The organism is Tistlia sp. (assembly GCF_040905785.1).
Classification (GTDB): Bacteria; Pseudomonadota; Alphaproteobacteria; order Kiloniellales; family DSM-21159; genus Tistlia.
Window position 1 is genome coordinate 19,729 of the sequence record NZ_JBBDQW010000054.1, and the last position, 20,039, is coordinate 39,767.

General features: G+C 72.3%; 21 protein-coding genes. 15 read left to right on the top strand and 6 right to left on the bottom strand.

All coding sequences use genetic code 11. The features are described 5' to 3' along the window. Positions 1-83 precede the first annotated feature (83 nt). The 6 genes from WD341_RS12585 to WD341_RS12610 all read left to right on the top strand — a co-directional run bounded on the left by WD341_RS12585 (position 84) and on the right by WD341_RS12610 (position 3,882). Entirely contained in the window at positions 84-1,004 is a 921-nt protein-coding gene (locus WD341_RS12585; RefSeq protein WP_368425883.1) for a heme o synthase, read from the top strand. A gap of 5 nt (positions 1,005-1,009) precedes the next feature. Continuing rightward, positions 1,010-1,171 (top strand): hypothetical protein, encoded by a 162-nt coding sequence (locus tag WD341_RS12590; RefSeq protein ID WP_368425810.1) that lies wholly within the window; start codon positions 1,010-1,012, stop codon positions 1,169-1,171. A 4-nt stretch (positions 1,172-1,175) separates the two neighbouring features. After that, positions 1,176-1,826, top strand: a complete 651-nt coding sequence (locus WD341_RS12595) for a cytochrome c oxidase assembly protein (protein WP_368425811.1) — start codon at positions 1,176-1,178, stop codon at positions 1,824-1,826. A gap of 62 nt (positions 1,827-1,888) precedes the next feature. Then, positions 1,889-2,716 carry a cytochrome c oxidase subunit 3 gene (locus tag WD341_RS12600; RefSeq protein WP_368425812.1) on the top strand — a complete coding sequence of 276 codons (828 nt, stop codon included), beginning with the start codon at positions 1,889-1,891 and terminating at the stop codon, positions 2,714-2,716. Between the two features lie 61 nt (positions 2,717-2,777). Then, complete coding sequence (locus tag WD341_RS12605; RefSeq protein WP_368425813.1) at positions 2,778-3,155, top strand: DUF983 domain-containing protein; 378 nt, start codon at positions 2,778-2,780, stop codon at positions 3,153-3,155. Next, the gene (locus WD341_RS12610; protein ID WP_368425814.1) at positions 3,145-3,882 is read left to right on the top strand and encodes an SURF1 family protein; all 738 of its coding nucleotides are present in this window, start codon (positions 3,145-3,147) and stop codon (positions 3,880-3,882) included. Before WD341_RS12605 ends, WD341_RS12610 begins: the two co-directional genes overlap by 11 nt. Here WD341_RS12610 and WD341_RS12615 read toward each other — a convergent pair. Beyond that, a complete protein-coding gene (locus WD341_RS12615) occupies positions 3,879-4,436 on the bottom strand; it encodes a hypothetical protein (protein WP_368425815.1) in 558 nt (185 codons plus the stop codon). The two genes, WD341_RS12610 and WD341_RS12615, sit on opposite strands and share 4 nt — an antisense overlap. A gap of 86 nt (positions 4,437-4,522) precedes the next feature. Between WD341_RS12615 and WD341_RS12620 the strand changes: the two genes are divergently transcribed. From WD341_RS12620 to WD341_RS12635, 4 genes are all read left to right on the top strand, one after another. Beyond that, the gene (locus tag WD341_RS12620) at positions 4,523-6,022 is read left to right on the top strand and encodes a carboxypeptidase M32 (RefSeq protein WP_368425816.1); all 1,500 of its coding nucleotides are present in this window, start codon (positions 4,523-4,525) and stop codon (positions 6,020-6,022) included. A gap of 69 nt (positions 6,023-6,091) precedes the next feature. After that, on the top strand, positions 6,092-7,501 hold the full coding sequence (thrC, locus tag WD341_RS12625) for a threonine synthase (RefSeq protein ID WP_368425817.1): 1,410 nt from the start codon (positions 6,092-6,094) through the stop codon (positions 7,499-7,501). Next, positions 7,498-8,790, top strand: coding sequence for a M16 family metallopeptidase (locus tag WD341_RS12630; RefSeq protein ID WP_368425818.1), 1,293 nt, complete (start codon positions 7,498-7,500; stop codon positions 8,788-8,790). Before thrC ends, WD341_RS12630 begins: the two co-directional genes overlap by 4 nt. A gap of 48 nt (positions 8,791-8,838) precedes the next feature. Further along, positions 8,839-9,483 carry a GNAT family N-acetyltransferase gene (locus tag WD341_RS12635; RefSeq protein WP_368425819.1) on the top strand — a complete coding sequence of 215 codons (645 nt, stop codon included), beginning with the start codon at positions 8,839-8,841 and terminating at the stop codon, positions 9,481-9,483. A gap of 12 nt (positions 9,484-9,495) precedes the next feature. Here the strand turns inward: WD341_RS12635 and WD341_RS12640 are convergent, their stop codons facing one another. Beyond that, positions 9,496-10,074, bottom strand: coding sequence for a YqgE/AlgH family protein (locus WD341_RS12640; protein ID WP_368425820.1), 579 nt, complete (start codon positions 10,072-10,074; stop codon positions 9,496-9,498). A gap of 225 nt (positions 10,075-10,299) precedes the next feature. Between WD341_RS12640 and WD341_RS12645 the strand changes: the two genes are divergently transcribed. Beyond that, entirely contained in the window at positions 10,300-12,399 is a 2,100-nt protein-coding gene (locus tag WD341_RS12645) for a protein-disulfide reductase DsbD family protein (RefSeq protein ID WP_368425821.1), read from the top strand. Positions 12,400-12,463: 64 nt separating this feature from the next. Here WD341_RS12645 and WD341_RS12650 read toward each other — a convergent pair whose 3' ends face one another. Beyond that, a complete protein-coding gene (locus WD341_RS12650) occupies positions 12,464-13,885 on the bottom strand; it encodes a sensor histidine kinase (RefSeq protein WP_368425884.1) in 1,422 nt (473 codons plus the stop codon). Positions 13,886-14,034: 149 nt separating this feature from the next. Here WD341_RS12650 and WD341_RS12655 point away from each other — a divergent pair, with 149 nt between their 5' ends. The 3 genes from WD341_RS12655 (at position 14,035) to WD341_RS12665 (ending at position 16,813) form a co-directional block, all read left to right on the top strand. Next, a complete protein-coding gene (locus tag WD341_RS12655; RefSeq protein WP_368425885.1) occupies positions 14,035-14,202 on the top strand; it encodes a transposase in 168 nt (55 codons plus the stop codon). 253 nt (positions 14,203-14,455) lie between these two features. Further along, complete coding sequence (locus tag WD341_RS12660) at positions 14,456-14,938, top strand: peroxiredoxin (protein ID WP_368425822.1); 483 nt, start codon at positions 14,456-14,458, stop codon at positions 14,936-14,938. Between the two features lie 345 nt (positions 14,939-15,283). Then, positions 15,284-16,813, top strand: coding sequence for a hypothetical protein (locus tag WD341_RS12665; protein WP_368425823.1), 1,530 nt, complete (start codon positions 15,284-15,286; stop codon positions 16,811-16,813). Positions 16,814-16,844: 31 nt separating this feature from the next. Here the strand turns inward: WD341_RS12665 and rnhA are convergent, their stop codons facing one another. Genes rnhA through ispH form a run of 3 tightly spaced genes read right to left on the bottom strand, consistent with a single transcriptional unit; the run spans position 16,845 to position 19,259 of the window. After that, positions 16,845-17,297 (bottom strand): ribonuclease HI, encoded by a 453-nt coding sequence (rnhA, locus tag WD341_RS12670; protein ID WP_368425824.1) that lies wholly within the window; start codon positions 17,295-17,297, stop codon positions 16,845-16,847. Continuing rightward, on the bottom strand, positions 17,294-18,256 hold the full coding sequence (locus WD341_RS12675) for a homoserine kinase (protein WP_368425825.1): 963 nt from the start codon (positions 18,254-18,256) through the stop codon (positions 17,294-17,296). Before WD341_RS12675 ends, rnhA begins: the two co-directional genes overlap by 4 nt. 43 nt (positions 18,257-18,299) lie before the next feature. Further along, positions 18,300-19,259, bottom strand: coding sequence for a 4-hydroxy-3-methylbut-2-enyl diphosphate reductase (gene ispH / locus WD341_RS12680; RefSeq protein ID WP_368425826.1), 960 nt, complete (start codon positions 19,257-19,259; stop codon positions 18,300-18,302). A 156-nt stretch (positions 19,260-19,415) separates the two neighbouring features. Between ispH and WD341_RS12685 the strand changes: the two genes are divergently transcribed. Beyond that, on the top strand, positions 19,416-20,033 hold the full coding sequence (locus tag WD341_RS12685; RefSeq protein WP_368425827.1) for a hypothetical protein: 618 nt from the start codon (positions 19,416-19,418) through the stop codon (positions 20,031-20,033). The last annotated feature ends 6 nt before the right edge of the window (positions 20,034-20,039 follow it).

Here is a 20,039-nt window from a genome sequence, read left to right on the forward strand (position 1 = left end):
CTTCGAGCGGCCGACGCCTTCGGGTGCCGGCCGGCCCCTTCTTCTGAACGGACCGGGATAGCGTGAGCGACAGCGCGGCAGAGATCGGACGGGGCGTGGCGGCGGCCGGCGCGGGGCGCGCCGGCGAGGCGGCCGTGCGCGACTACATCGCGCTGCTCAAGCCGCGCGTGATGAGCCTCGTCGTCTTCACCGGCCTGGCCGGCCTGCTGGTCGCGCCCGGCAGCCCGCACCCGCTGATCGCGGCCGTGGCGATCCTGTGCATCGCGATCGGCGCCGGCGCGGCCGGGGCCATCAACATGTGGTACGACCGCGACATCGACGCGGTGATGAGCCGGACGCGCGGACGACCGATCCCCCAGGGCCGCGTCGAGCCGGCCGAGGCGCTGGCCTTCGGCGTCGTCCTGTCGCTCTTCTCGGTCATGCTGATGGGCCTCGCGGTCAACTGGACCGCGGCGGCGCTGCTCGGCCTCGCCAACGCCTTCTACGTCTTCGTCTACACGCTCTGGCTCAAGCGCCGGACGCCGCAGAACATCGTCATCGGCGGCGCCGCCGGCGCCTTCCCGCCGATGATCGGCTGGGCCGCCGTGACCGGCGGGCTCGATCTCGCGCCGCTGGTGCTGTTCGGCATCATCTTCCTGTGGACCCCGCCGCACTTCTGGGCGCTGGCGCTCTACCGCGCCGGCGACTACGCCCGCGCCGGGGTGCCCATGCTGCCGGTCGTGGCCGGCGCCGAGGCGACGCGCCGGCAGATGCTGCTCTACACCCTGGTGCTGCTGCCGGTTGCACCGCTGCCCGCGCTGCTCGGCGTCGCCGGCGCGGTCTACGCCGGCCTGGCACTGCTGCTCGGCCTGCTGTTCGTCGCCTGCGCGCTCGACGTGCTGCGGGCCCGCGACGAGCGCGCGCCCCGGCGCATGTTCGGCTTCTCGATCCTCTACCTGTTCCTGCTGTTCGCCGCGCTGATCGTCGACCGTGCGCCGGGGCTGCTGCCCGGCCTGATGGGGTAGGCGCCATGGCCGATCCGCAGCCCGGGACCGGAGAGCGCCGGCAGAGCGAGCAGGAGCGGCGCGCCTACTACCGCTCCAAGCGCGGCAAGAACCTGGCCGTCCTGGCCGCCCTCGTCGGCTTCGCCGTGCTGGTCTACCTGGTCTCCATCGTCCGGATGGGCGGCTGAGGCCATGGCCGCGCCCCGCAGCACCTCCAGGCACCACTCCGCCAAGCGCAACGGCCGGCTGGCGCTGGCCCTGGGCGTGGTCGTCTGCGGCATGGTCGGGCTGTCCTTCGCCGCGGTCCCCCTCTACCGGGTGTTCTGCCAGGTGACCGGCCTGGGCGGCACCACCCAGGTCGCCCAGGAGGCGCCGGCACAGGCGCTCGAGCGCAGCGTCAAGGTCCGCTTCGAGGGCTTCGTCGCCAAGGACCTGCCCTGGCGCTTCGCCCCCGAGCAGCGCGAGGTGACGCTGCGGGTCGGCGAGTCGGGCCTGGTGTTCTTCAAGGCCGAGAACCTGGCGGCGCACCGGACCGCCGGCGTGGCGACCTTCAACGTGACGCCGCTCAAGGTCGGCCAGTACTTCAACAAGGTGCAGTGCTTCTGCTTCACCTCCCAGGCCCTCGAGCCCGGCGAGAGCGTCGACATGGGCGTCTCCTTCTTCGTCGATCCGGCGATCGTCGAGGACGCCAACGCGGCGGAGGTCGGGACGATCACGCTGTCCTACACCTTCTTCGCCGACGCCGAGGCAGAGGCAGAGGTCGACCGGGACGGCGAGGCGACGACCAGCGCCTTGCCGCCGCGCGAGGCGGCGGCAAGGCAGAGCGCCGCCCTTCCGCAGTGACCGCGATTGAGCTATAGCCTGCGCCGGCCGGAGGGTCGGGCAGCACGAAGGGGAACAGGACCATGAGCGAGGCGCACAGCCATCCCTACCATCTCGTCGACCCGAGCCCCTGGCCGCTGTTCGGCGCCGTCGCGGGCGGCGTCCTGGCGACCGGCATGGTGCTGTTCATGCACGACGTCACGGCCTGGCTGCTGCCGGTCGGCGTCGCCATGGTATTGGTCACCATGTTCGCCTGGTGGAGCCAGGTGATCCAGGAGTCGAAGCACGGCCATCACACCGGCATCGTCCAGATCGGCCTGCGCTACGGCATGCTGCTGTTCATCGCCTCGGAGGTGATGTTCTTCGCGGCCTTCTTCTGGGCCTACTTCGACGCCAGCCTGTTCCCCGACGAGGCCAAGCAGTTCCTGCGCGTCGAGGCGACCGGCGGGGTCTGGCCGCCGGTCTCGATCGAGACCTTCGCGCCCTTCTCGCTGCCCTTCCTCAACACGCTGATCCTGCTGCTGTCGGGCTGCACCGTGACCTGGGCGCATCATGCCCTGCGCGAGAACGACCGGCGCGGCCTGGTCCAGGGCCTGGCGCTGACCGTCGTCCTGGGCATCATGTTCTCGGCCTTCCAGGCCTACGAGTACGGCCACGCCGCCTTCGGCTTCCGCGACAACATCTACAGCTCGACCTTCTACATGGCGACCGGCTTCCACGGCTTTCACGTCCTGGTCGGCACGCTGTTCCTGCTCGTCTGCCTGATCCGGGCGGTGCGCGGCGACTTCACCCCGCAGAAGCACATCGGCTTCGAGGCTGCGGCCTGGTACTGGCACTTCGTCGACGTGGTCTGGCTGTTCCTGTTCATCTGCGTCTACTGGTGGGGCGCCGGCACGCCGGCGGCCCATTGACCGCCGGCCGGGACCGAGGCGCGCTCCGACGCGCTCACCTATCGGCCGGACCCAGCGGCCGGTGAGCGCGGCCTGGCCGCGCCAGCCGCTCACGGCCGCGCTTCGCTGCCGCTGCCCCCGCTGCGGACGGGGGCAGCTCTACGGCAGCTTCCTCGAGGTCGCCGAGCGCTGCGGGCACTGCGGCCTCGACCTCAAGGAGGCGGACAGCGGCGACGGCCCGGCCGTCTTCCTGATCCTCGGACTGGGCGCGCTCTTCGTGCCGCTTGCGCTCTGGGTCGACAGCCTCTGGGAGCCCTCGAAGTGGCTGCACATGGCGATCTGGGTGCCGCTCGTGCTCGGCACGACGCTGCTGCTGATCCGGCCCCTCAAGGCCCTCTTCATCCTGCTCCAGTACCGGCACCGCGCCTCCGACAGCGGCAGCCGCGACTATGAGCCGTAGCCCGGCCGCGCCGGACCCAGGGCGGCGTCCGGGCGGCCCCTGGTCCTGGGCCGTCGTATTGCCGGCGATCGCCCTGCTGGTCGGTCTCGGCGTCTGGCAGCTGCAGCGCCTGGAGTGGAAGCAGGGCCTGCTCGCCGAGCTCGAGCAAAGCAGGAGCGCCGAGCCGCTGCCGCTGGCGGCGGCGGCGCCCCTCGAGCCGGCCGAGCTGGAGTTCCGGCCGCTGCGCGTCGAGGGCCGCTATCTCCACGACCGCTCGCTGCACCTGGTCTCGCGGACCCGCGAGGGCGTCGTCGGCCTGCACCTGGTGACGCCCTTCCGCCTGGCCGACGGGCGCACCCTGCTGATCGACCGCGGCTGGCTGCCGCCCGAGGCCCTGGCTCCGGAGAGCCGGCCGGAGAGCCTGCTCGAGGGCGAGGTTTCCCAGGTCGGGCTGGTCCGGCTCGGCGGCTGGAGCGGCAGCGCCTGGCTGGAGCCGACCAACGACCCGGCCGGCAACCGCTGGCTCTGGCTCGACCTGCCCGCCATGGCGGCGGCCGCCGGCCTGGAGCGGCCGATCACGGACTTCTACCTCGCGGCGCTGCCCGGCCAGCACCCCGGCATCTGGCCCGAGGGCGGCCGCACCCGCATCGCCATCAGCGACAACCACCTGGAGTACGCCCTGACCTGGTTCGCCCTGGCGGTCGTGCTGCTCGCGGTCTTCCTGGTCTGGCGCCGGCGGCCCGCCTAAGTCTCCTCGGCCTCCTCGGCCGCCTCGTGGGTCGCCTGCCAGCGGCGCAGCGCCTCGACGATCTCGCCGGTCAGCTTGCGCGGCCGGATCCTCAGCAGCGAGGTGTCGATGTCGGCCCGGCTGCCGTCGGCCAGCACGATTTTGACGCCGCGCGAGAGGATTCCGCGCTTCATGCTGGCTTCCATGACCTGCTCCCAGGGCACCAGGTCGGGACCGCGGCGGAGGTCGCGAAAGCCGTCGCGCTCCAGCACCAGGGCCGGGCCCGGCGCGCGCAGCTCGCGCACCACCGACCAGCCGGCGAAGCCGAAGACGGCGGCGACGACGAGCAGGGCCACCAGGTCCTCGCGCGCCACGCCCTCGCCCTGCAGCATGCGCCAGAGGATGAAGGCGGGCAGCAGGCAGTGGGTGGCGAGCAGGAACCAGGCCCGCGGGCGGTCGATCGCATAGCTGGCCAGGGCGGCGTCCTCCTCCGCCTCGGCCTGCCAGCCGGCGCCGCCGGCTCCGCTTCCGCCGCGCGCGCCGCGCGCGTCGCTCTGGGGCAGCTTGCCTGCCATGCCATCCCTCCCGTTCCTTGGTCCCCGGCCCCAGGTTATAAGGCCGGCCCCGGTTATAGGGGCCGGAGCACGAGGATGGGAGACTTATGAGCGACAGCGCCTACGACCGCCTGGAGGCACGCTTCCGCCGCCGCGAGGTCCTGGCGGAAGCCGGCGGCCTGCTGCACTGGGACATGTCGGCGATGATGCCGGCGGGCGGCGCCGCGGCGCGCGCCGAGCAGCTCGCGACCCTGGACCTGCTGGGCCACGAGCTGGTCGCCGCGCCCGAGACCGGGGACCTGCTGGAGCAGGCCGAAGCCGAGGCCGCAGGCCTCGACGGCTGGCAGCGCGCCAACCTGCGCGAGATGCGCCGCGACTGGCGCCATGCCACGGCGCTCGAGGGCAGCCTGGTCGAGGCCCTGTCGCGCGCCGGCCGGCGCTGCGAGATGGCCTGGCGGGCGGCGCGCCCGGCCGGCGACTACGAGGCCGTCAGGCCGCTGCTCGCCGAGCTGCTGTCCCTGGTCCGGCGCAAGGCCGAGGCCAAGGCCGAGTCGCTCGGCCTGTCGCCCTACGAGGCGCTGGTCGACGAGTACGAGGCCGGCCTGACCCTCGACCGGATCGATCCGCTGTTCGACGACCTGGCCGGCTTCCTGCCGGACTTCCTGGGCGGCGTGCTGGAGCGCCAGGCGGGCCGGCCCCAGGGCGAGCTGCCGCCGGGACCCTTCCCGGCGGCGCGCCAGAAGCGGCTGGCCGAGCGCCTGATGGCCGCCGTCGGCTTCGAGTTCGACCACGGCCGCCTCGACACCTCGGCGCATCCCTTCTGCGGCGGCGTGCCCGAGGACGTGCGGATCACCACGCGCTACGACGAGAGCGACTTCGCCAGCGCCATGATGGGCGTGCTGCACGAGACCGGCCACGCGCTCTACGAGCGCGGCCTGCCGGCCGCCTGGCGGTTGCAGCCGGTCGGCCGGGCGCGCGGCATGGCCCTGCACGAGAGCCAGTCGCTGCTGATGGAGATGCAGGCCTGCCGCAGCCGCGAGTTCGCCGGCTTCCTGGCGCCGCTGGCGCGCGAGGAGCTGGGCGGCAGCGGGCCGCTCTGGGAGCCGGACAACCTGCTGCGCCTCTACCACCGGGTCGAGCCGGGCTTCATCCGGGTCGAGGCCGACGAGGTCACCTACCCGGCGCACGTCATCCTGCGCTACCGCCTGGAGCGCGCGCTGATCGCCGACGACCTCTCGCTCGAGGAGCTGCCGGGCGCCTGGAACGAGGGCTTCCGCCAGCTGTTCGGCAGCGTCCCGCCCGACGACCGCCTCGGCTGCCTGCAGGACATCCACTGGTACGACGGCGGTTTCGGCTACTTCCCGACCTACACCGTGGGCGCCGTGATCGCGGCGCAGCTGTTCGAGGCGGCGCGCCGAGACCGGCCGGAGATCCCGGCGGCGATCGGGCAGGGCGACTTCGCGCCCCTGCTCGGCTGGCTGCGCGAGAAGGTCCACGGCCAGGGCTCGCGCTGGAGCACCACCGAGCTGGTCGAGCAGGCGACCGGCCGGCCCCTCGACCCGGCGGTCTTCAAGGCCCATCTGAAGGCCCGCTACCTCGACGACTGAGCCCGCTTCGCCTTGCCGCCGGCCGGCCGCCGCCCATAGAGTGCCCTCGCCCGTTCATTGGAAGCCCGCATGCGCTACTGCTCGACCCGGGGCCAGGCCCCGGTCCTCGGTTTCGACGACGTCCTGCTGACCGGCCTGGCCTCGGACGGCGGCCTCTACCTGCCCGAGGCCTGGCCGCATTTTTCGGCCGCCGACCTGCAGGCGCTGGCCGGCCTGCCCTACCCAGAGCTGGCGGCCCGCATCATGCGGCCCTTCGTCGCCGGCTCCGTGGTCGCCGAGCGCTTCGACCTGCTGGTCGCCGAGGCCTATGCCGGCTTCGAGCATGCCGCGGTGACGCCGCTGCGCCAGCTCGACGAGCGGCTCTGGCTGCTCGAGCTGTTCCACGGCCCGACGCTGGCCTTCAAGGACGTCGCCCTGCAGCTGCTCGGCCCGCTGTTCGACGCCGTCCTGGCCGCGCGCGGCCAGCATCTGACGATCGTCGGCGCGACCTCGGGCGACACCGGCTCCGCGGCGATCGAGGCCTGCCGCGACCGCGCCCGGGTCGAGGTCTTCATGCTGCACCCCGAGGGCCGGACCAGCGAGGTCCAGCGCCGGCAGATGACCACGGTCGACGCCGCCAACATCCACAACATCGCGGTCGCCGGCAGCTTCGACGACTGCCAGGACCTGGTGAAGGCGCTCTTCAACGACCGCGGCTTCCGCGCCGAGGTGCCGCTCTCGGCGGTCAACTCGATCAACTGGGCCAGGATCATGGCCCAGATCGTCTACTACTTCGCCGCCGGCCTCGCGCTCGGCGCCGGCGCCCGGCCGCTGAGCTTCCTGGTGCCGACCGGCAACTTCGGCAACGTCTTCGCCGGCTACGCCGCCAAGCGCATGGGCCTGCCGATCGAGCGGCTGGTCGTCGCCTCCAACGCCAACGACATCCTGGCCCGCTTCTTCGAGGGCGGCGAGCTGGCCATGGAGGCGGTGGTGCCGACCCTGTCGCCTTCCATGGACATCCAGGTCTCGAGCAACTTCGAGCGCCTGCTGTTCGAGGCCGCCGACCGCGACGGCGACCTGGTGCGCGACCTGCTGACGCGCTTCCGCGACCAGCGCCGCGTCGCGCCCGCCCGCCAGCTCTGGCAGGCGATGCGCTGCGATTTCCAGGGCTTCCGCCTCGACGACGCCGGCACGCTCCAGGAGATGGCGCTGCGCCGGCGCGAGAGCGGGCAGCTCCTCGACCCCCACACCGCCGTAGCGACCGCCGCGGCGCGCGGCCTCGAGCTCGACCGCGCGGTGCCGCTGGTCGCGCTCGGCACCGCCCACCCCGCCAAGTTCCCCGACGCCGTCGAGCAGGCGACGGGCGAGCGGCCGCCGCTGCCGGCGCGGCTGGCCGACCTCTACGCCCGCCCGGAGCGCTACGACCGCCTGCCGGTCGACGCCGAGGCGCTGAAGACACACATCCGGGCGCGCTCCGCCCTGGCAGGAGCACCGGCATGAGCGTCACCGTGAGCCACCTCTCGAACGGCCTGACCGTCGCCAGCGACCGCATGGACACGGTCGAGTCCGTCTCGGTCGGCGTCTGGGTCGGCGTCGGCACCCGCCACGAGCCGGCCACGGCCAACGGCGTCGCCCACCTGCTCGAGCACATGGCCTTCAAGGGCACGGCTCGGCGCTCGGCCCAGGCGATCGCCGAGGAGATCGAGGCCGTCGGCGGCCACCTCAACGCCTACACCGGCCGCGAGACCACCGCCTACTACGCCAAGATTCTGTCCGACGACCTGCCGCTCGCCCTCGACCTGCTGGCCGACATCCTGCAGCACTCGACTTTCGAGGAGGAGGAGCTCAAGCGCGAGCGCGCGGTCGTGCTCCAGGAGCTCGGCCAGGCCGAGGACACCCCCGACGACATCGTCTTCGACTACTTCCAGGAGGTCGCCTACCCCGACCAGCCGCTCGGCTGGCCGGTGCTCGGGCGCGCCGAGATCATCGCCAGCCTGCCGCGCCAGGCCCTCTTCGACTACCAGCAGACCCGCTACGGCGCCCGCCGCATGGTGCTCTCGGCGGCCGGGCGGCTCGAGCATGGCCGGCTGGTCGAGCTGGCGGAGTCCGCCTTCGGCGCGCACCGCGCCGAGTGCCAGGCCGAGCAGACGCCGCCCAGCTACCGGGGCGGCGAGGGCCGCTACGAGCGCGACCTCGAGCAACTCCACCTGCTGCTCGGCTTCGACGGCCTGGGCATCGAGGACCCCGACTACTACGCCGGGCAGGTCTTCTCGATGCTGTTCGGCGGCGGCATGTCCTCGCGGCTGTTCCAGGAGGTGCGCGAGAAGCGCGGCCTCGTCTACTCGGTCTTCTCCTTCCTCAACGGCCAGTCCGACAGCGGCCTGTTCGGGGTCTACGCCGGCACCGGCGAGGCCGAGGCCGGCGAGCTGCTGCCGATCGTCTGCGACGAGCTCGGCAAGGTCGCGAGCGCGCCCGTCGGCGAGGCCGAGCTGCAGCGCGCCAAGGCGCAGCTCAAGGCCTCGGTGCTGATGAGCCGGGAGCGGACCAGCGCGCGCGCCGAATCCCTCGGCGGCGGCATTCTGTCGCACGGCCGGCCGATCCCGCCGGAGGAGACCGTCGCGAAGATCGAGGCGGTCGACACCGGCGACGTCTCGCGCGTCGTCGCGCGTCTGCTGGCCAGCCGGCCGACCCTGACGCTGCTCGGCCCGGCTGCCGGCGTCGAGAGCTACGAGCGGCTGCTCGAGCGCCTCGGCGGGCCGACCGGCCGGACCGCCGTCGCGCGGGCTTGAGGCCCCAGGAGGGCTTGCCGGGATGAAGCGCGCCGGATGGGGGGTGGGGTGAGGCTCGCGCCGCTGGTCCGCGCGCTGGCCGGCCCGCGATCCGGGCCGCCCGCCCCGCGGCTGAGCGGCCCGCGCCTGGAACTGCGGGCGCCCAGCCTCGACGACTGGCCTGCCTGGTCCGACCTGCGCCGGGAGAGCCGCGCCTTCCTGACGCCTTGGGAGCCGAGCTGGCCGGCCGACGCCCTGACCGCCGCGGCCTTCCGCCGCCGCATTCGCCAGTACGACCGCGAGCGCCGGGCCGGCAGCGGGCACGCCTTCCTGGTCTTCCGGCGCGATGCCGCCGCGCCCGGCCGCGCGGAGCTGGGCCGCTCGGAGCTGGTGGGCGCCGCCTCCCTGACCAACCTCAGGCGCGGCGTCGCGCAGTCGGCCAGCCTCGGCTACTGGACCGGCCGGCGCCACGCCCGCCAGGGCTACATGCAGGAGGCGCTGGGCCTGCTCATCGGCTGGAGCTTCGGGCCGCTCGGCCTGCACCGGCTCGAGGCAGCCTGCCTGCCGGCCAACCGGCCGAGCCGCAGCCTGCTGGAGAAGCTCGGCTTCCGGGAGGAGGGGCTGGCCCGCGGCTACCTGATGATCGACGGCCGCTGGCAGGACCACCTGCTCTACGGCCTCTGCCGCGAGGACTGGCGCGCCCCCCAGGGTTGAGGTGCGCGGCTGTCAGGCATGGCCGGCGACGCCGCTGAGCTTGCCGAGGTCGAGGCCGATCTTGTCGACCGCTTTCTGCCACTTGTTCTGGAGGTCGCCGTCGAACAGCAGCGTCTCGTCGGGGTCGACGATCAGCCAGCCGTTCGCCTGAATCTCCTGGTCCAGCTGCCCCGGACCCCAGCCGGCGTAGCCGAGGGCCAGCAGGTGCCGCCGCGGGCCGCGGCCGTGGGCGATGTCGCGCAGGATGTCGACCGTCGCGGTCAGCGCCACCGACTCGTCGATCTGCAGGCTGGAATCCTGGAGGTACTCCGTCGAATGCAGCACGAAGCCGCGCCCGGTCTCGACCGGGCCGCCGAAATGGACCTGGATCGGCGGGCTCGCCGTGTCCTCGATGCCGAGCTGCGCCAGCAGGTCGGGGAAGCTCAGGCTTTCGACCAGGCGATTGAGCACCAGGCCCATGGCCCACTCCTCGCTATGGGCGCAGAGATAGACCACGGAGCGCTCGAACCAGGGATCCTGCATCGAGGGCATCGCGATCAGCAGCTTGCCGGTCAGGAAGTTGCCTTCCGCCTCGCTCAGTCGATCGAACATGGACTCTCGCTGCCTGCTCATTGTCACCTTTCCGCTGCGGCCAGCGGACGCATCGCCCCACGACTTCGTGACGCCACGGTCTCCTCGAAGAATACTATATGCCGGACAAGCCTCAGAAAAAGGTTACCGGTCCGTCGGACCCGAGGAGCTTCCGCCCTGCTGCGCCGCCTGTTTCTCACCCTGGCCCTCCTGACGCTCGGCGGCACGTCGGCCGCGCTCTTCGCCGTGCCGCAGGCCCTGGCCGCGGCCGGACCCTGGGTCGGCAACGACCAGAGCCGGCTGCGCCTGGTGTCGGCCAGCGACGGCCTCGGTGAAACGGGCAAACTGCGCCTCGGGTTGCAGATCGAGCTGGAGGAGGGCTGGAAAACCTACTGGCGCTCGCCCGGGGACGCGGGCTTCCCGGTGTCGCTGGACTGGTCGGCCTCGCGCAACCTCGAGTCCGCCAACCTGTCCTGGCCGGTGCCGTACCGCTTCAGCCTGTTCGGCCTCGACACATTCGGCTACGAGAAGGAGGTCGTGCTGCCGGTCGAGGCGCGCGCCGCCGACCCGGCCTTGCCCCTGGTCCTCGCCGCGCGGGTCGACTATCTGGTCTGCGCGGAGATCTGCGTGCCGCACAGCCAGACGGCTACGCTCGAGCTGCCGCCCGGTGCCGCGCCGCCGGCGCGCGAGGCCTTCCTGATCGACCGCTTCCGCGCGCGGGTCCCCGAGACCGGCGACGGCGGCAGCGGCCTGCGCTTCGCCACGCTGGGTCTCGACACCAGGGCCGCGCAGCCCACGCTGGTCGCCGAGATCGCCTCGGCGACCCCCCTCGAGGCGCCGGACCTGCTGATCGAGAGCGGCTCGGGCCTGCACTTCGGCCGGCCTGAGGTCGCGCTCGCCGAGGACCGCCGCAGCGCCACCCTCAGCCTGCCGGTCTCCTACGGCGCCCAGGGCGAACGGACGCTGACCGGCACGCCGGTGATCGCGACCCTGATCGACGGCAACCGCGGCCTCGAGGAGGCGGTGACGCTGGAGGCGCTGCCGGCGCCGCCCGCGCCGGCCACTGCGCCCGCCTCGACACGGCTCGCCGCGCTGGCCCCGATCCTGGCGCTGGCGCTGCTCGGCGGCCTGATCCTCAATCTGATGCCCTGCGTGCTGCCGGTGCTCTCGATCAAGCTGCTCTCGGCGATCGGCCACGGCGGCCGCGAGTCCGGGGCCGTGCGCCTCGCCTTCCTGGCCTCGGCCGCGGGCATCCTGGCGTCCTTCCTGCTGCTCGCCGGCCTCGCCGTCGGGCTCAAGGCCGCCGGCCTGGCGGTCGGCTGGGGCATCCAGTTCCAGCAGCCGCTGTTCCTGGCCGCCATGACCCTGCTGGTCACGCTGTTCGCGCTCAACCTTTTCGGCCTGTTCGAGATTCCGCTGCCCGGCTGGCTCGGCGGCGTCGCCTCGCTCGGCAGCGGTCCGCCGGGCGGTCACCACAGCCTGGCCGGCAACTTCCTGACCGGCGCCTTCGCGACGCTGCTGGCGACGCCCTGCTCGGCGCCCTTCCTCGGCACCGCCGTTGGCTTCGCGCTGTCGCGCGGTACCCCGGAGATCCTGGCGGTCTTCGCCGCCCTCGGGCTCGGCCTGGCGCTGCCCTACCTGCTGGTCGCGGCCGCTCCGGCCCTGGCGACCCGGCTGCCCCGGCCCGGGCCCTGGATGGTGACGCTGCGCCGCCTGCTCGGCTTGGCCCTGGCCGGCACGGCGCTGTGGCTGCTGTCGGTGCTCGCCGCCCAGGTCGGCTGGCAGGCGGCCGTCGCTGCGGGGCTGCTGCTGCTCGCCCTGGCGCTGCTGATCGCGCTGCGCCGGCGCCTCCCAGGCACGGCGGTCGGCGCCGGCGGGGCGGCGCTGGTCGCCCTGCTGCTCGCCGTCGCCGCCTGGCCGGTTCAGGCGCCGTCGGGCGGCGCGGCGCGGCAGACCCAGGCCGGCTGGCAGCGGCTCGACAGCGCGGAGATTCCGCGCCTGGTCGCCGCGGGCAAGGTCGTCTTCGTCGACGTCACCGCCGACTGGTGCATCACCTGCCAGGTCAACAAGGCGCTGGTGCTCGACGATCCCGCCGTGCTGGCCGCCCTCGGCGGATCCGAGGTCGTCCGGTTGCGCGGCGACTGGACGCGGCCGGACCCGGCGATCTCGGATTACCTCGCCAGCTTCGGTCGCTACGGGATCCCCTTCAACGCCGTCTACGGCCCCGGCCAGCCGGCGGGCCGGCCCTTGCCGGAGCTGCTGAGCGTCGAGGGCGTGCTCTCTGCGCTGGGGGAAGCCGGCCTGGAGGAGGCCGGCGGGGCGCCGCGCCTGGCGGCGGGCGACTAGCTGTGGAACCTCAACAGGTTGTCCTCGGACGGGGCCGAATGGACAACCTGTTGAAAGCTCACAGCTAGGAGGCGGCGGCGAGCAAAGCCGGTCTCGCCGGCGGCAGGTGCACGGTTACCCTGGTGCCGCGGCCGGCGGCGCTCTCGATCTCCATGGTGCCGCCGTGCAGGCGGACGAGGGCATCGACCAGCGGCAGGCCAAGGCCGGTGCCGCCGTTCTGTCGGGAGTAACCGCTGCTTCCCTGCTCGAACGGCTTCAGGAGGCGCGGCAGGTCCGCGGCGGGGATGCCGACGCCGCTGTCCTCGACCACCAGCGCGACACCGCCCACGGGCTCGGCAAGCTGCCGCAGCGTCACCGTGCCGCCCGCCGGCGTGAACTTGACCGCGTTGGAGAGCAGGTTGAGGAGAATCTGCTTCAGGGCCTGCGGATCTGCCGGGCAGAGCGAGGGCACCGCCGGGGCCTCGGCGGAAAGGCGGATGCCCTTCGCCTCCGCGGCGCCGCGCACCAGCGGCAGGACCTCCTCCACGACGGTATGCGGGTCCAGATCTACAGGCACGATGTCGAGTTTTCCCGCCTCGATCTTCGACAGGTCGAGGATCGAGGTCACGAGGTCGAGGAGATGCGTGCCCGATCCGTGGATGTCCTTCGCGTACTCGCGGTAGCGCGGGTGGCCGAGCGGCCCGAACAGCTCGCGCTGCTGCACGTCGGAGAAGCCGATGATGGCATTGAGCGGCGTGCGCAGCTCGTGGCTCATCGCTGCGAGGAACTCCGATTTGGCCTCGTTCGCTCGCTCTGCGCGCGCCCGGGCGACAGCGAGCTGCCGGTTGCGCGCCTGAACCTGCAGCTGCAGCCGATGCGCCGCCATCATCAGCAGCGCGAAGGCGATCAGAATGCTGCCGGTCAGGGAGGCGAGCCAATGGACGCTCTGGGCCGGCGTGTTGGCGAGCAACGTCGGGACCGGCGGCGATATCTGCGTCACGACCCCGCGCACCGCGTAGGCCAGGCCGAAGAAGCCGAAGGACGCCGCGGCGGGCACTGCGGTCGCACGCATGCTCCTGGCCGGGCCGTGGATCAATTCGGCTGCGGCGACCAGGCTGAAGGCCGCGACCATGGCCGCCATCATGACAATCCTGGCGGTCAGGTCCCTGTCGACATAGGTGTGATAGGCAAGAAAGGCGGCGACCGCCGTTACGGCAAACGCCGCACCGCTCCAGCGTGGCGGGCGGCCGTCGAAGCGCCGAATGCCGTTGCACAGGGTCGCCAGCCCGGCGATGCCCGCCGTGTTGGCCAACACAATAGAAAGAAAGTCGGGAATACTGCCGCGCAGGCTCAAGCCGACAGCCGCCAGCCCGATCAGCGCGCTTCCCAGTGACCAGAGCCCGAGCCCGGGCATCTGCCGGTGCCGATGGCAGAACGCGACCATCAGCACGGCGAGCAGGATGGATACCAGGGCATGCACGACGACGAGTGTGCGGAGATCGATCATCACGCCGCGTGCTCTATCCCGCGGCGCTTAAGTCGTTGTTAACGAGACCTGGCCGGAATCGTCGCCGCGTGCTCTGCAGCCCATGTCGCCGCGGCGGCAATCGCGAGCCCGAGGGCTGACCGAAGCTGCCGACCCTGAGCGCCGGCGACATCGTCTTCATGGACAAGCTGCCCGCCCACAAGAGCGCCGCCGTGCGCCAGGCCATCGAAGCCGCCGGCGCCGAGCTGCGCTTCCTGCCGGCCTACAGCCTTGCCTTCAATCCGATCGAGGTGCCCTTCTCAAAGCTCAAGGCCTTCCTCAAGAAGCTCGCACCGTGAAGCGTCGACGGCCTTTGGCAGGCGATTGCACAGGCCGTCGACATTTTCACCCCAAGCGAGCGCAAAAATTAGTCCGCTGCTGCCGGCTATGACCGCGACTGATGAGAAAGTGCTCAAGCTGCCCCTACCGCTGCAGTCGCACAGGGGGGCGGTGCCGCTTGGCGCCGGGCCATGGACCGCTTATCTCTGTCGCAAGGCGCGCCCCATTCGGGGCGTCCGATCCATTTCACACCCAAGCATCAGGGGAAGCAGCATGACGATCAATGTCGGCGACAAGATTCCGAGCACCAAGCTCAAGATGAAGACCAGCGACGGCATCCAGGAGGTCACCACCGAGGAGCTGTTCGGCGGCAAGAAGGTCGTGGTGTTCGCGCTGCCCGGCGCCTTCACCCCGACCTGCTCGGCCAAGCACCTGCCGGGCTTTATCCAGAAGGCCGACGAGATGCGCGCCAAGGGCGTCGACAAGATCGCCTGCGTTTCGGTCAACGACGCCTTCGTGATGGACGCCTGGGGCCGCGACCAGGGCGCCGGCGACAAGGTCATGATGCTGGCCGACGGCAACGCCGAGTTTTCCGACGCCCTGGGCCTGTCGTTCGACGCTTCGGGCTTCGGCATGGGCAAGCGCTCCCAGCGCTACGCCATGGTCGTCGAGGACGGCGTCGTCCGGGCCCTGCACGTCGAGCAGCCGGGGGCCTTCGAGGTTTCCAGCGCTGACGCCGTGCTGAACGTGCTCTAAGCGTCCCGCCCGCGGATGCGAGGAACGGCGGCCATCGCGGCCGCCGTTTTTCGTCGAGCTCTTCGTGCCTGCGATCAACACCCTGAAATCTAAAGGCTTGCCTCGGGGGTCGGGGTGCGACCGCCCTGCTTCCGGCGGTCGCCGCGATGGTCTAGCCTGGATTTCTCATACTGGAGCTGCTGGCGGGCTCGCCCGCGGCGTCGAAGCCCTCGAGCGTAGCTTCGGCTACGCTCTTCAGGCTGCTCCTGGCGGATCGAGCCCACCAGCAGCGATGCCGACCCCTTCCAGTATTGGAAATCCAGGCTAGAGTGCCGCCTCGAGAAGCCCGGACAGGGACAGGCCCAAATGCGGAGGAGGCAGCTTGCCGTCGGCGCGGCGCTCTTGGTGCTGGCGCTCGTGGCGCTGGGATCGGCCGCCGTGCTGCGCGACCGGGCCGAGCGCGGCTGGCTGACGGCGCTGGATCGGCTGGAGGCCTCGCTGGGGGCCGGCGCCGAGGTCTCCTATGGCGCGCTCGACGTCGCCCTCTTCTCCCGCGGCGGCAAGGTGCGCGAGCTCTCGATCTCCGCGCCCGGCCATCCCGACCCCTTCACCCTGACGGTCGCCGAGCTCTCGGCCGGCGGCCTCGCGCAGGAAGGCGCGGCGGGGCTGCGCCTGAGATCCGGCAGCGCCCGGAACCTCGAGCTGGTGACACCCCGGGGCCGCTGGCGGATCGACCGGCTGGCGCTCAAGCGGCTCGTCGTCCACGACAGCCCCCTCGGCGGGCTCGGGGACTGGCCGCGCCGGCTGGCGTTCGAGTCCGGGCAGATCGAGCAGCTGAGCTTCGACCGCACCGCCGCGCTGCCTGAGGTGGCCGGGTCCGAGGCACCCATGACCGGTCCCGCCGGGGAAGCCGAATCCCTGCCGGCACCCGCGCCGCGCCGCGCGACCGGGCCGATCGGGTCGCTGGCCCGGGCCGAGCTGGGACGGCTCGCCGACGGCCGGCTCGCGCGCCTGCGCTTCGACCGCCTGCTCCTGGAGGCGGCGGCGGCCCGGCGGCTGGAGGTGGCGCGCGGCGGCGCCGAAGGCCTCGACTTGGCGCGTCTGGCCACCGCCGCGGCCGGCGGCGGGCTGCCCGCCGACCTGTTTCTCGAGCACGCCCGGCTGGAAGGCGGCAGCCTGCGCGAGCAGGGCAGCGAGGCCGGCTTCGCCAGCCTGGTGTTCGAGCAGAGCCCCGAGGGCGATGCCCTGCGCAGCAGGCTTGCCGTCGACGGCCTGACCACGAACGCCTCGGACCCGCGGCTCGGCGGCTACTGGGCGCCGATCGAGACCGCCGGCCATGGCCGCGGGTTCCGGCTGCAGGCCGTCCTGACGACCGAGCCGGGGTCCGGCCGCTTCGAGATCCGGCCGCTGCTCCTCGAGCTGCCGACCGCGGCCTCGCTGGAGCTCGCGCTCGAGCTGAGCGACCTCGACCTGGAGACCCTGGCCGAGGACCCCCTCGCCTTCGCCGAGACCGGCCTGCGCAGCCGCCTCGCCTCCGCGCGGCTGGTCCTGGTCGACGAGGGCGGGCTGGACGCCATCCTCGCCGGGCCGGCCGGCGACCAGGGGATGACCGCGCGGCAACTGCGCCAGGTCGCCGCCTTCCAGGTCGCCGAGGCCCTGCGCCAGGGCCAGGTGCCGCGCGCCGTCGGCGTCGCCGTCCAGGAGTTCCTGGCCGATCCCGGTCGGCTGGAGATCCGGGTCGAGCCGGCCGATCCGGTGCCCCTGGTCGTCCTGGCGATGCTCGGCCTGGCGCCGGACCAGGCCGCCGAGCAGCTCGGCATCACCGCGAGCAGCGAGCCTGGGGTCTCCGTCGAAGCGGTCGAACCCGGGGCGCCGGCGGAGGAAGCGCCGGATTGAGCACCGCCCGCCCGGGGGCAGCGATCCCTCGCTAGCGAGGGATCGCGGCGACGGCGAGGCGGTCGGCGCGCTCGTTCTCGGGATGGCCGGTGTGGCCGCGGATCCAGTGGATCTCGATGTCGTGCGGCTTGACCGCGGCGTCGAGCCGTTCCCAGAGGTCCTGGTTCTTGACCGGCTTGCGGTCGGCGGTCTTCCAGCCGCGCTTGCGCCAGGCGTGAATCCACTTGGTGATGCCGTCGCGCAGGTAGGTGCTGTCGGTCCAGAGGTCGACCCGGCTCGGCCGCGTCAGCGCCTCCAGCGCGGCGATCGCCGCCATCATCTCCATGCGGTTGTTGGTCGTCTGCGGCTCGCCGCCGGACAGCTCCCGCTCGCGGCCGCGGTAGCGCAGGACGGCGCCCCAGCCGCCGGGGCCGGGATTGCCGCTGCAGGCACCGTCGGTGAAGATCTCCACGGCCTCGGCCGGGTCACCCCTGCGCTCGCTCATGTCAGGCCGTAGGCGCCGGGGCCGCGCACCCCCTGGTGAAAGCGCAGCTTGCGCCAGTACTCCAGGGGGTCCTTGGGCGTCACCAGGGCGCCCTGCGGGCAGTTCAGCCAGTCGTAGAGCCGAGTCAGCAGGAAGCGCATGGCCGCCCCCCGCGCCAGGATCGGCAGCGCCGCCAGCTCGGCCGGCTCGACCGGGCGCACGCTGCCGTAGCTCTGCAGCAGGTGCCGCGCCTTGGTGGCGTTGAAGGCGCCGTCCGGCTCGAAGCACCAGGCGTTGAGGCAGATCGCCAGGTCGTAGGCCAGGAAGTCGTTGCAGGCGAAATAGAAGTCGATCAGGCCGGTCAACCTCTCGTCGCGGAAGAAGACGTTGTCGGGGAAAAGGTCGGCGTGGATGACGCCGCGGGGCAGGCCGACCGGCCAGTCGGCCTCGAGCCGGCCGAGCTCCTGCTCAAGCGCCCCGGCCAAGCCCTCGCAGACCTGGTCGGCGCGGCCCGCGCAGGCCTCGAAGAGCGGTCGCCAGGAGGCCACCGACAGCGCGTTCGGGCGCTCCAGGGCGAAGTCGCTGCCGGCGCGGTGCAGACCGGCGAGCTGGGCGCCGAGCTCCTGGCAGTGGAAGGGGTGGACCCGGCGCGGCCAGAGCCCCTCAAGGAAGGTGAAGAGCGCGGCTGGGCGGCCGCACAGTTCGTGCAGAACGGCGCCGTCGGCGGCCTTGACCGGCAGCGGACAGGCGATGCCCCGGCTCGCCAGGTGCTCCATCAGGCCCAGGAAGAACGGCAGGTCCTCAGGGTGGACCCGCTTCTCGTAGAGCGTCAGCACGTAGTTGCCGCCGGTCGTGCCGAGCAGGAAGTTGGAGTTCTCGACGCCCTCGGCGATGCCCTTGAAGGTGAGCAGCTCGCCCAGGTCGTAGGCGCCCAGGAAGGCGCAGAGATCCTCGTTGGAGACGTCGGTGTAGACGGCCATGCGCCCGCCTCCTAACGGAAAAGCCGCGGGCGCGGAAGGCTTGTCAGGCTGCGGCGGTGACCTTGGCGACGATGCGCGGCAGCTTGAAGGCGACGTCCTCGTCGGGGGTTGAGGAGTACTCGATGGAGACCTCGTGGCGGGCGCGGAAGGCGTCGATGACCTCCTGGACGAGCACCTCGGGCGCCGAGGCGCCGGCGGTCAGGCCGACCCGGGTCTTGCCGGCCAGCGCTTCCCATGGGATGTCGGCGGCGCGCTGGACCAGGGCCGCGAAGGGGCAGCCCAGCTTCTGCGCGACCTCGACGAGGCGGCGCGAGTTCGAGGAGTTCGGCGCGCCGACCACCAGCAGCGCCTCGCAGCTCTGCGCGATGTCCTTGACCGCCTGCTGGCGGTTCGTCGTCGCGTAGCAGATGTCTTCCTTGCGCGGCGTGCGGATCTTCGGGAAGCGCTCCTGCAGCGCCTGGACGACCTCGGCGGTCTCGTCGACCGAGAGCGTGGTCTGGGTCACGTAGGCCAGGCGCGCCGGGTCGCGGACCTCGAGCCCGGCGACCTCTTCGGCGCCCTCGACCAGCAGGATCGAGCCCTCGGGCAGCTGGCCCAGGGTGCCGATGACCTCGGGGTGGCCGCGATGTCCGATCATGACGATCTGGAGCCCGTCCTTGTAGTGCCGCTCGGCCTCGCGGTGGACCTTGCTGACCAGCGGGCAGGTCGCGTCGACATAGAGCATCCTGCGCGACTCGGCCTCGGCCGGCACCGCCTTGGGCACGCCGTGGGCCGAGAAGATCACCGGGCGGCCGTCAGGCACCTCGTCGAGCTCGTCGACGAAGATCGCGCCCTTGCACTCCAGCGATTCGACGACGAACCGGTTGTGGACGATCTCGTGGCGCACGTAGACCGGCGGCCCGAACTTCTCGAGGGCCCGCTCGACGATGTCGATCGCGCGCACGACCCCCGCGCAGAAACCCCGGGGATTCGCCAGGACGATCGTCACCTGCTCGCCAGTCATCCAGAACCTCGTTCTTCTCGCGGCCGCCAGGCCGCCCCTGGGCAGGCGCCGACGGTTGCGGTCTTGTGGCCCCGGTGGCCCTCTCCTAGAGTGCCGCGCCGGCGCCGAGTGCTGCGCCGCACCCTAATATAGTCGGGCGCAAAGGGAAATTGAGAGATGGCGGCAGAAGCGAAGCGCCCCGGAACGGCCCGGGGCGGGCACAGCGGCGGTCGGGGAGCTGGCGCGGCGATCCGACGCACGGCGCTGCTGGCCGCCGTCCTGCTGCTCCCGGGCGCCTGCTCGCTGTTCGAGGACGAGGGACCGCCGCCGCCCTGTCCGCCCATCGCCGCGCCCAGCGACACCGACCACCTGACCCGCTTCGATGGCGCCGGCCGCGACCTGACCGACGTGCTGTTCCAGGCCCGCCTGCTCAGCGTCGCCGACAGCTGCTCCTACGAGCGCGACGACACGCTGATCGAGAGCAGCCTGCTGATTACCTTCGAGATCGAGCGCGGCCCGGCGCTGCGCCGCCTGCAGTCCAGGGATCCGAGCGCCGGCGCCAGCTTCACCTACTTCGTCGCCGTCGCGCGGAACGAGGAGGAGCCGCGGATCCTGTCGCGCGAGGCCTTCGACGTGCAGGCGCGCTTCGAGGGCAACCGCGGCCGCATCGCCCTGGCCGACGAGATCGCCCCGCGCATCCCACTGGGCCCGGGCGAGGACGGCCGCGACTACCGGATCTACGTCGGCATCGAGCTCAACGCGGCCGAGCTCGAGTACAACCGCCAGGAGCGCTGAGGCCCT

Excerpts from the sequence above, each read along its gene's own strand:
- WD341_RS12590 (WP_368425810.1), top strand. The coding sequence starts at position 1,010 with ATGGCCGATCCGCAGCCCGGGACCGGAGAGCGCCGGCAGAGCGAGCAG.
- WD341_RS12595 (WP_368425811.1), top strand. The coding sequence starts at position 1,176 with ATGGCCGCGCCCCGCAGCACCTCCAGGCACCACTCCGCCAAGCGCAAC.
- WD341_RS12600 (WP_368425812.1), top strand. The coding sequence starts at position 1,889 with ATGAGCGAGGCGCACAGCCATCCCTACCATCTCGTCGACCCGAGCCCC.
- WD341_RS12610 (WP_368425814.1), top strand. The coding sequence starts at position 3,145 with ATGAGCCGTAGCCCGGCCGCGCCGGACCCAGGGCGGCGTCCGGGCGGC.
- WD341_RS12615 (WP_368425815.1), bottom strand. The coding sequence starts at position 4,436 with ATGGCAGGCAAGCTGCCCCAGAGCGACGCGCGCGGCGCGCGCGGCGGA.
- WD341_RS12620 (WP_368425816.1), top strand. The coding sequence starts at position 4,523 with ATGAGCGACAGCGCCTACGACCGCCTGGAGGCACGCTTCCGCCGCCGC.
- thrC (WP_368425817.1), top strand. The coding sequence starts at position 6,092 with ATGCGCTACTGCTCGACCCGGGGCCAGGCCCCGGTCCTCGGTTTCGAC.
- WD341_RS12630 (WP_368425818.1), top strand. The coding sequence starts at position 7,498 with ATGAGCGTCACCGTGAGCCACCTCTCGAACGGCCTGACCGTCGCCAGC.
- WD341_RS12640 (WP_368425820.1), bottom strand. The coding sequence starts at position 10,074 with ATGTTCGATCGACTGAGCGAGGCGGAAGGCAACTTCCTGACCGGCAAG.
- WD341_RS12650 (WP_368425884.1), bottom strand. The coding sequence starts at position 13,885 with ATGATCGATCTCCGCACACTCGTCGTCGTGCATGCCCTGGTATCCATC.
- WD341_RS12660 (WP_368425822.1), top strand. The coding sequence starts at position 14,456 with ATGACGATCAATGTCGGCGACAAGATTCCGAGCACCAAGCTCAAGATG.
- WD341_RS12665 (WP_368425823.1), top strand. The coding sequence starts at position 15,284 with ATGCGGAGGAGGCAGCTTGCCGTCGGCGCGGCGCTCTTGGTGCTGGCG.
- rnhA (WP_368425824.1), bottom strand. The coding sequence starts at position 17,297 with ATGAGCGAGCGCAGGGGTGACCCGGCCGAGGCCGTGGAGATCTTCACC.
- WD341_RS12675 (WP_368425825.1), bottom strand. The coding sequence starts at position 18,256 with ATGGCCGTCTACACCGACGTCTCCAACGAGGATCTCTGCGCCTTCCTG.
- ispH (WP_368425826.1), bottom strand. The coding sequence starts at position 19,259 with ATGACTGGCGAGCAGGTGACGATCGTCCTGGCGAATCCCCGGGGTTTC.
- WD341_RS12685 (WP_368425827.1), top strand. The coding sequence starts at position 19,416 with ATGGCGGCAGAAGCGAAGCGCCCCGGAACGGCCCGGGGCGGGCACAGC.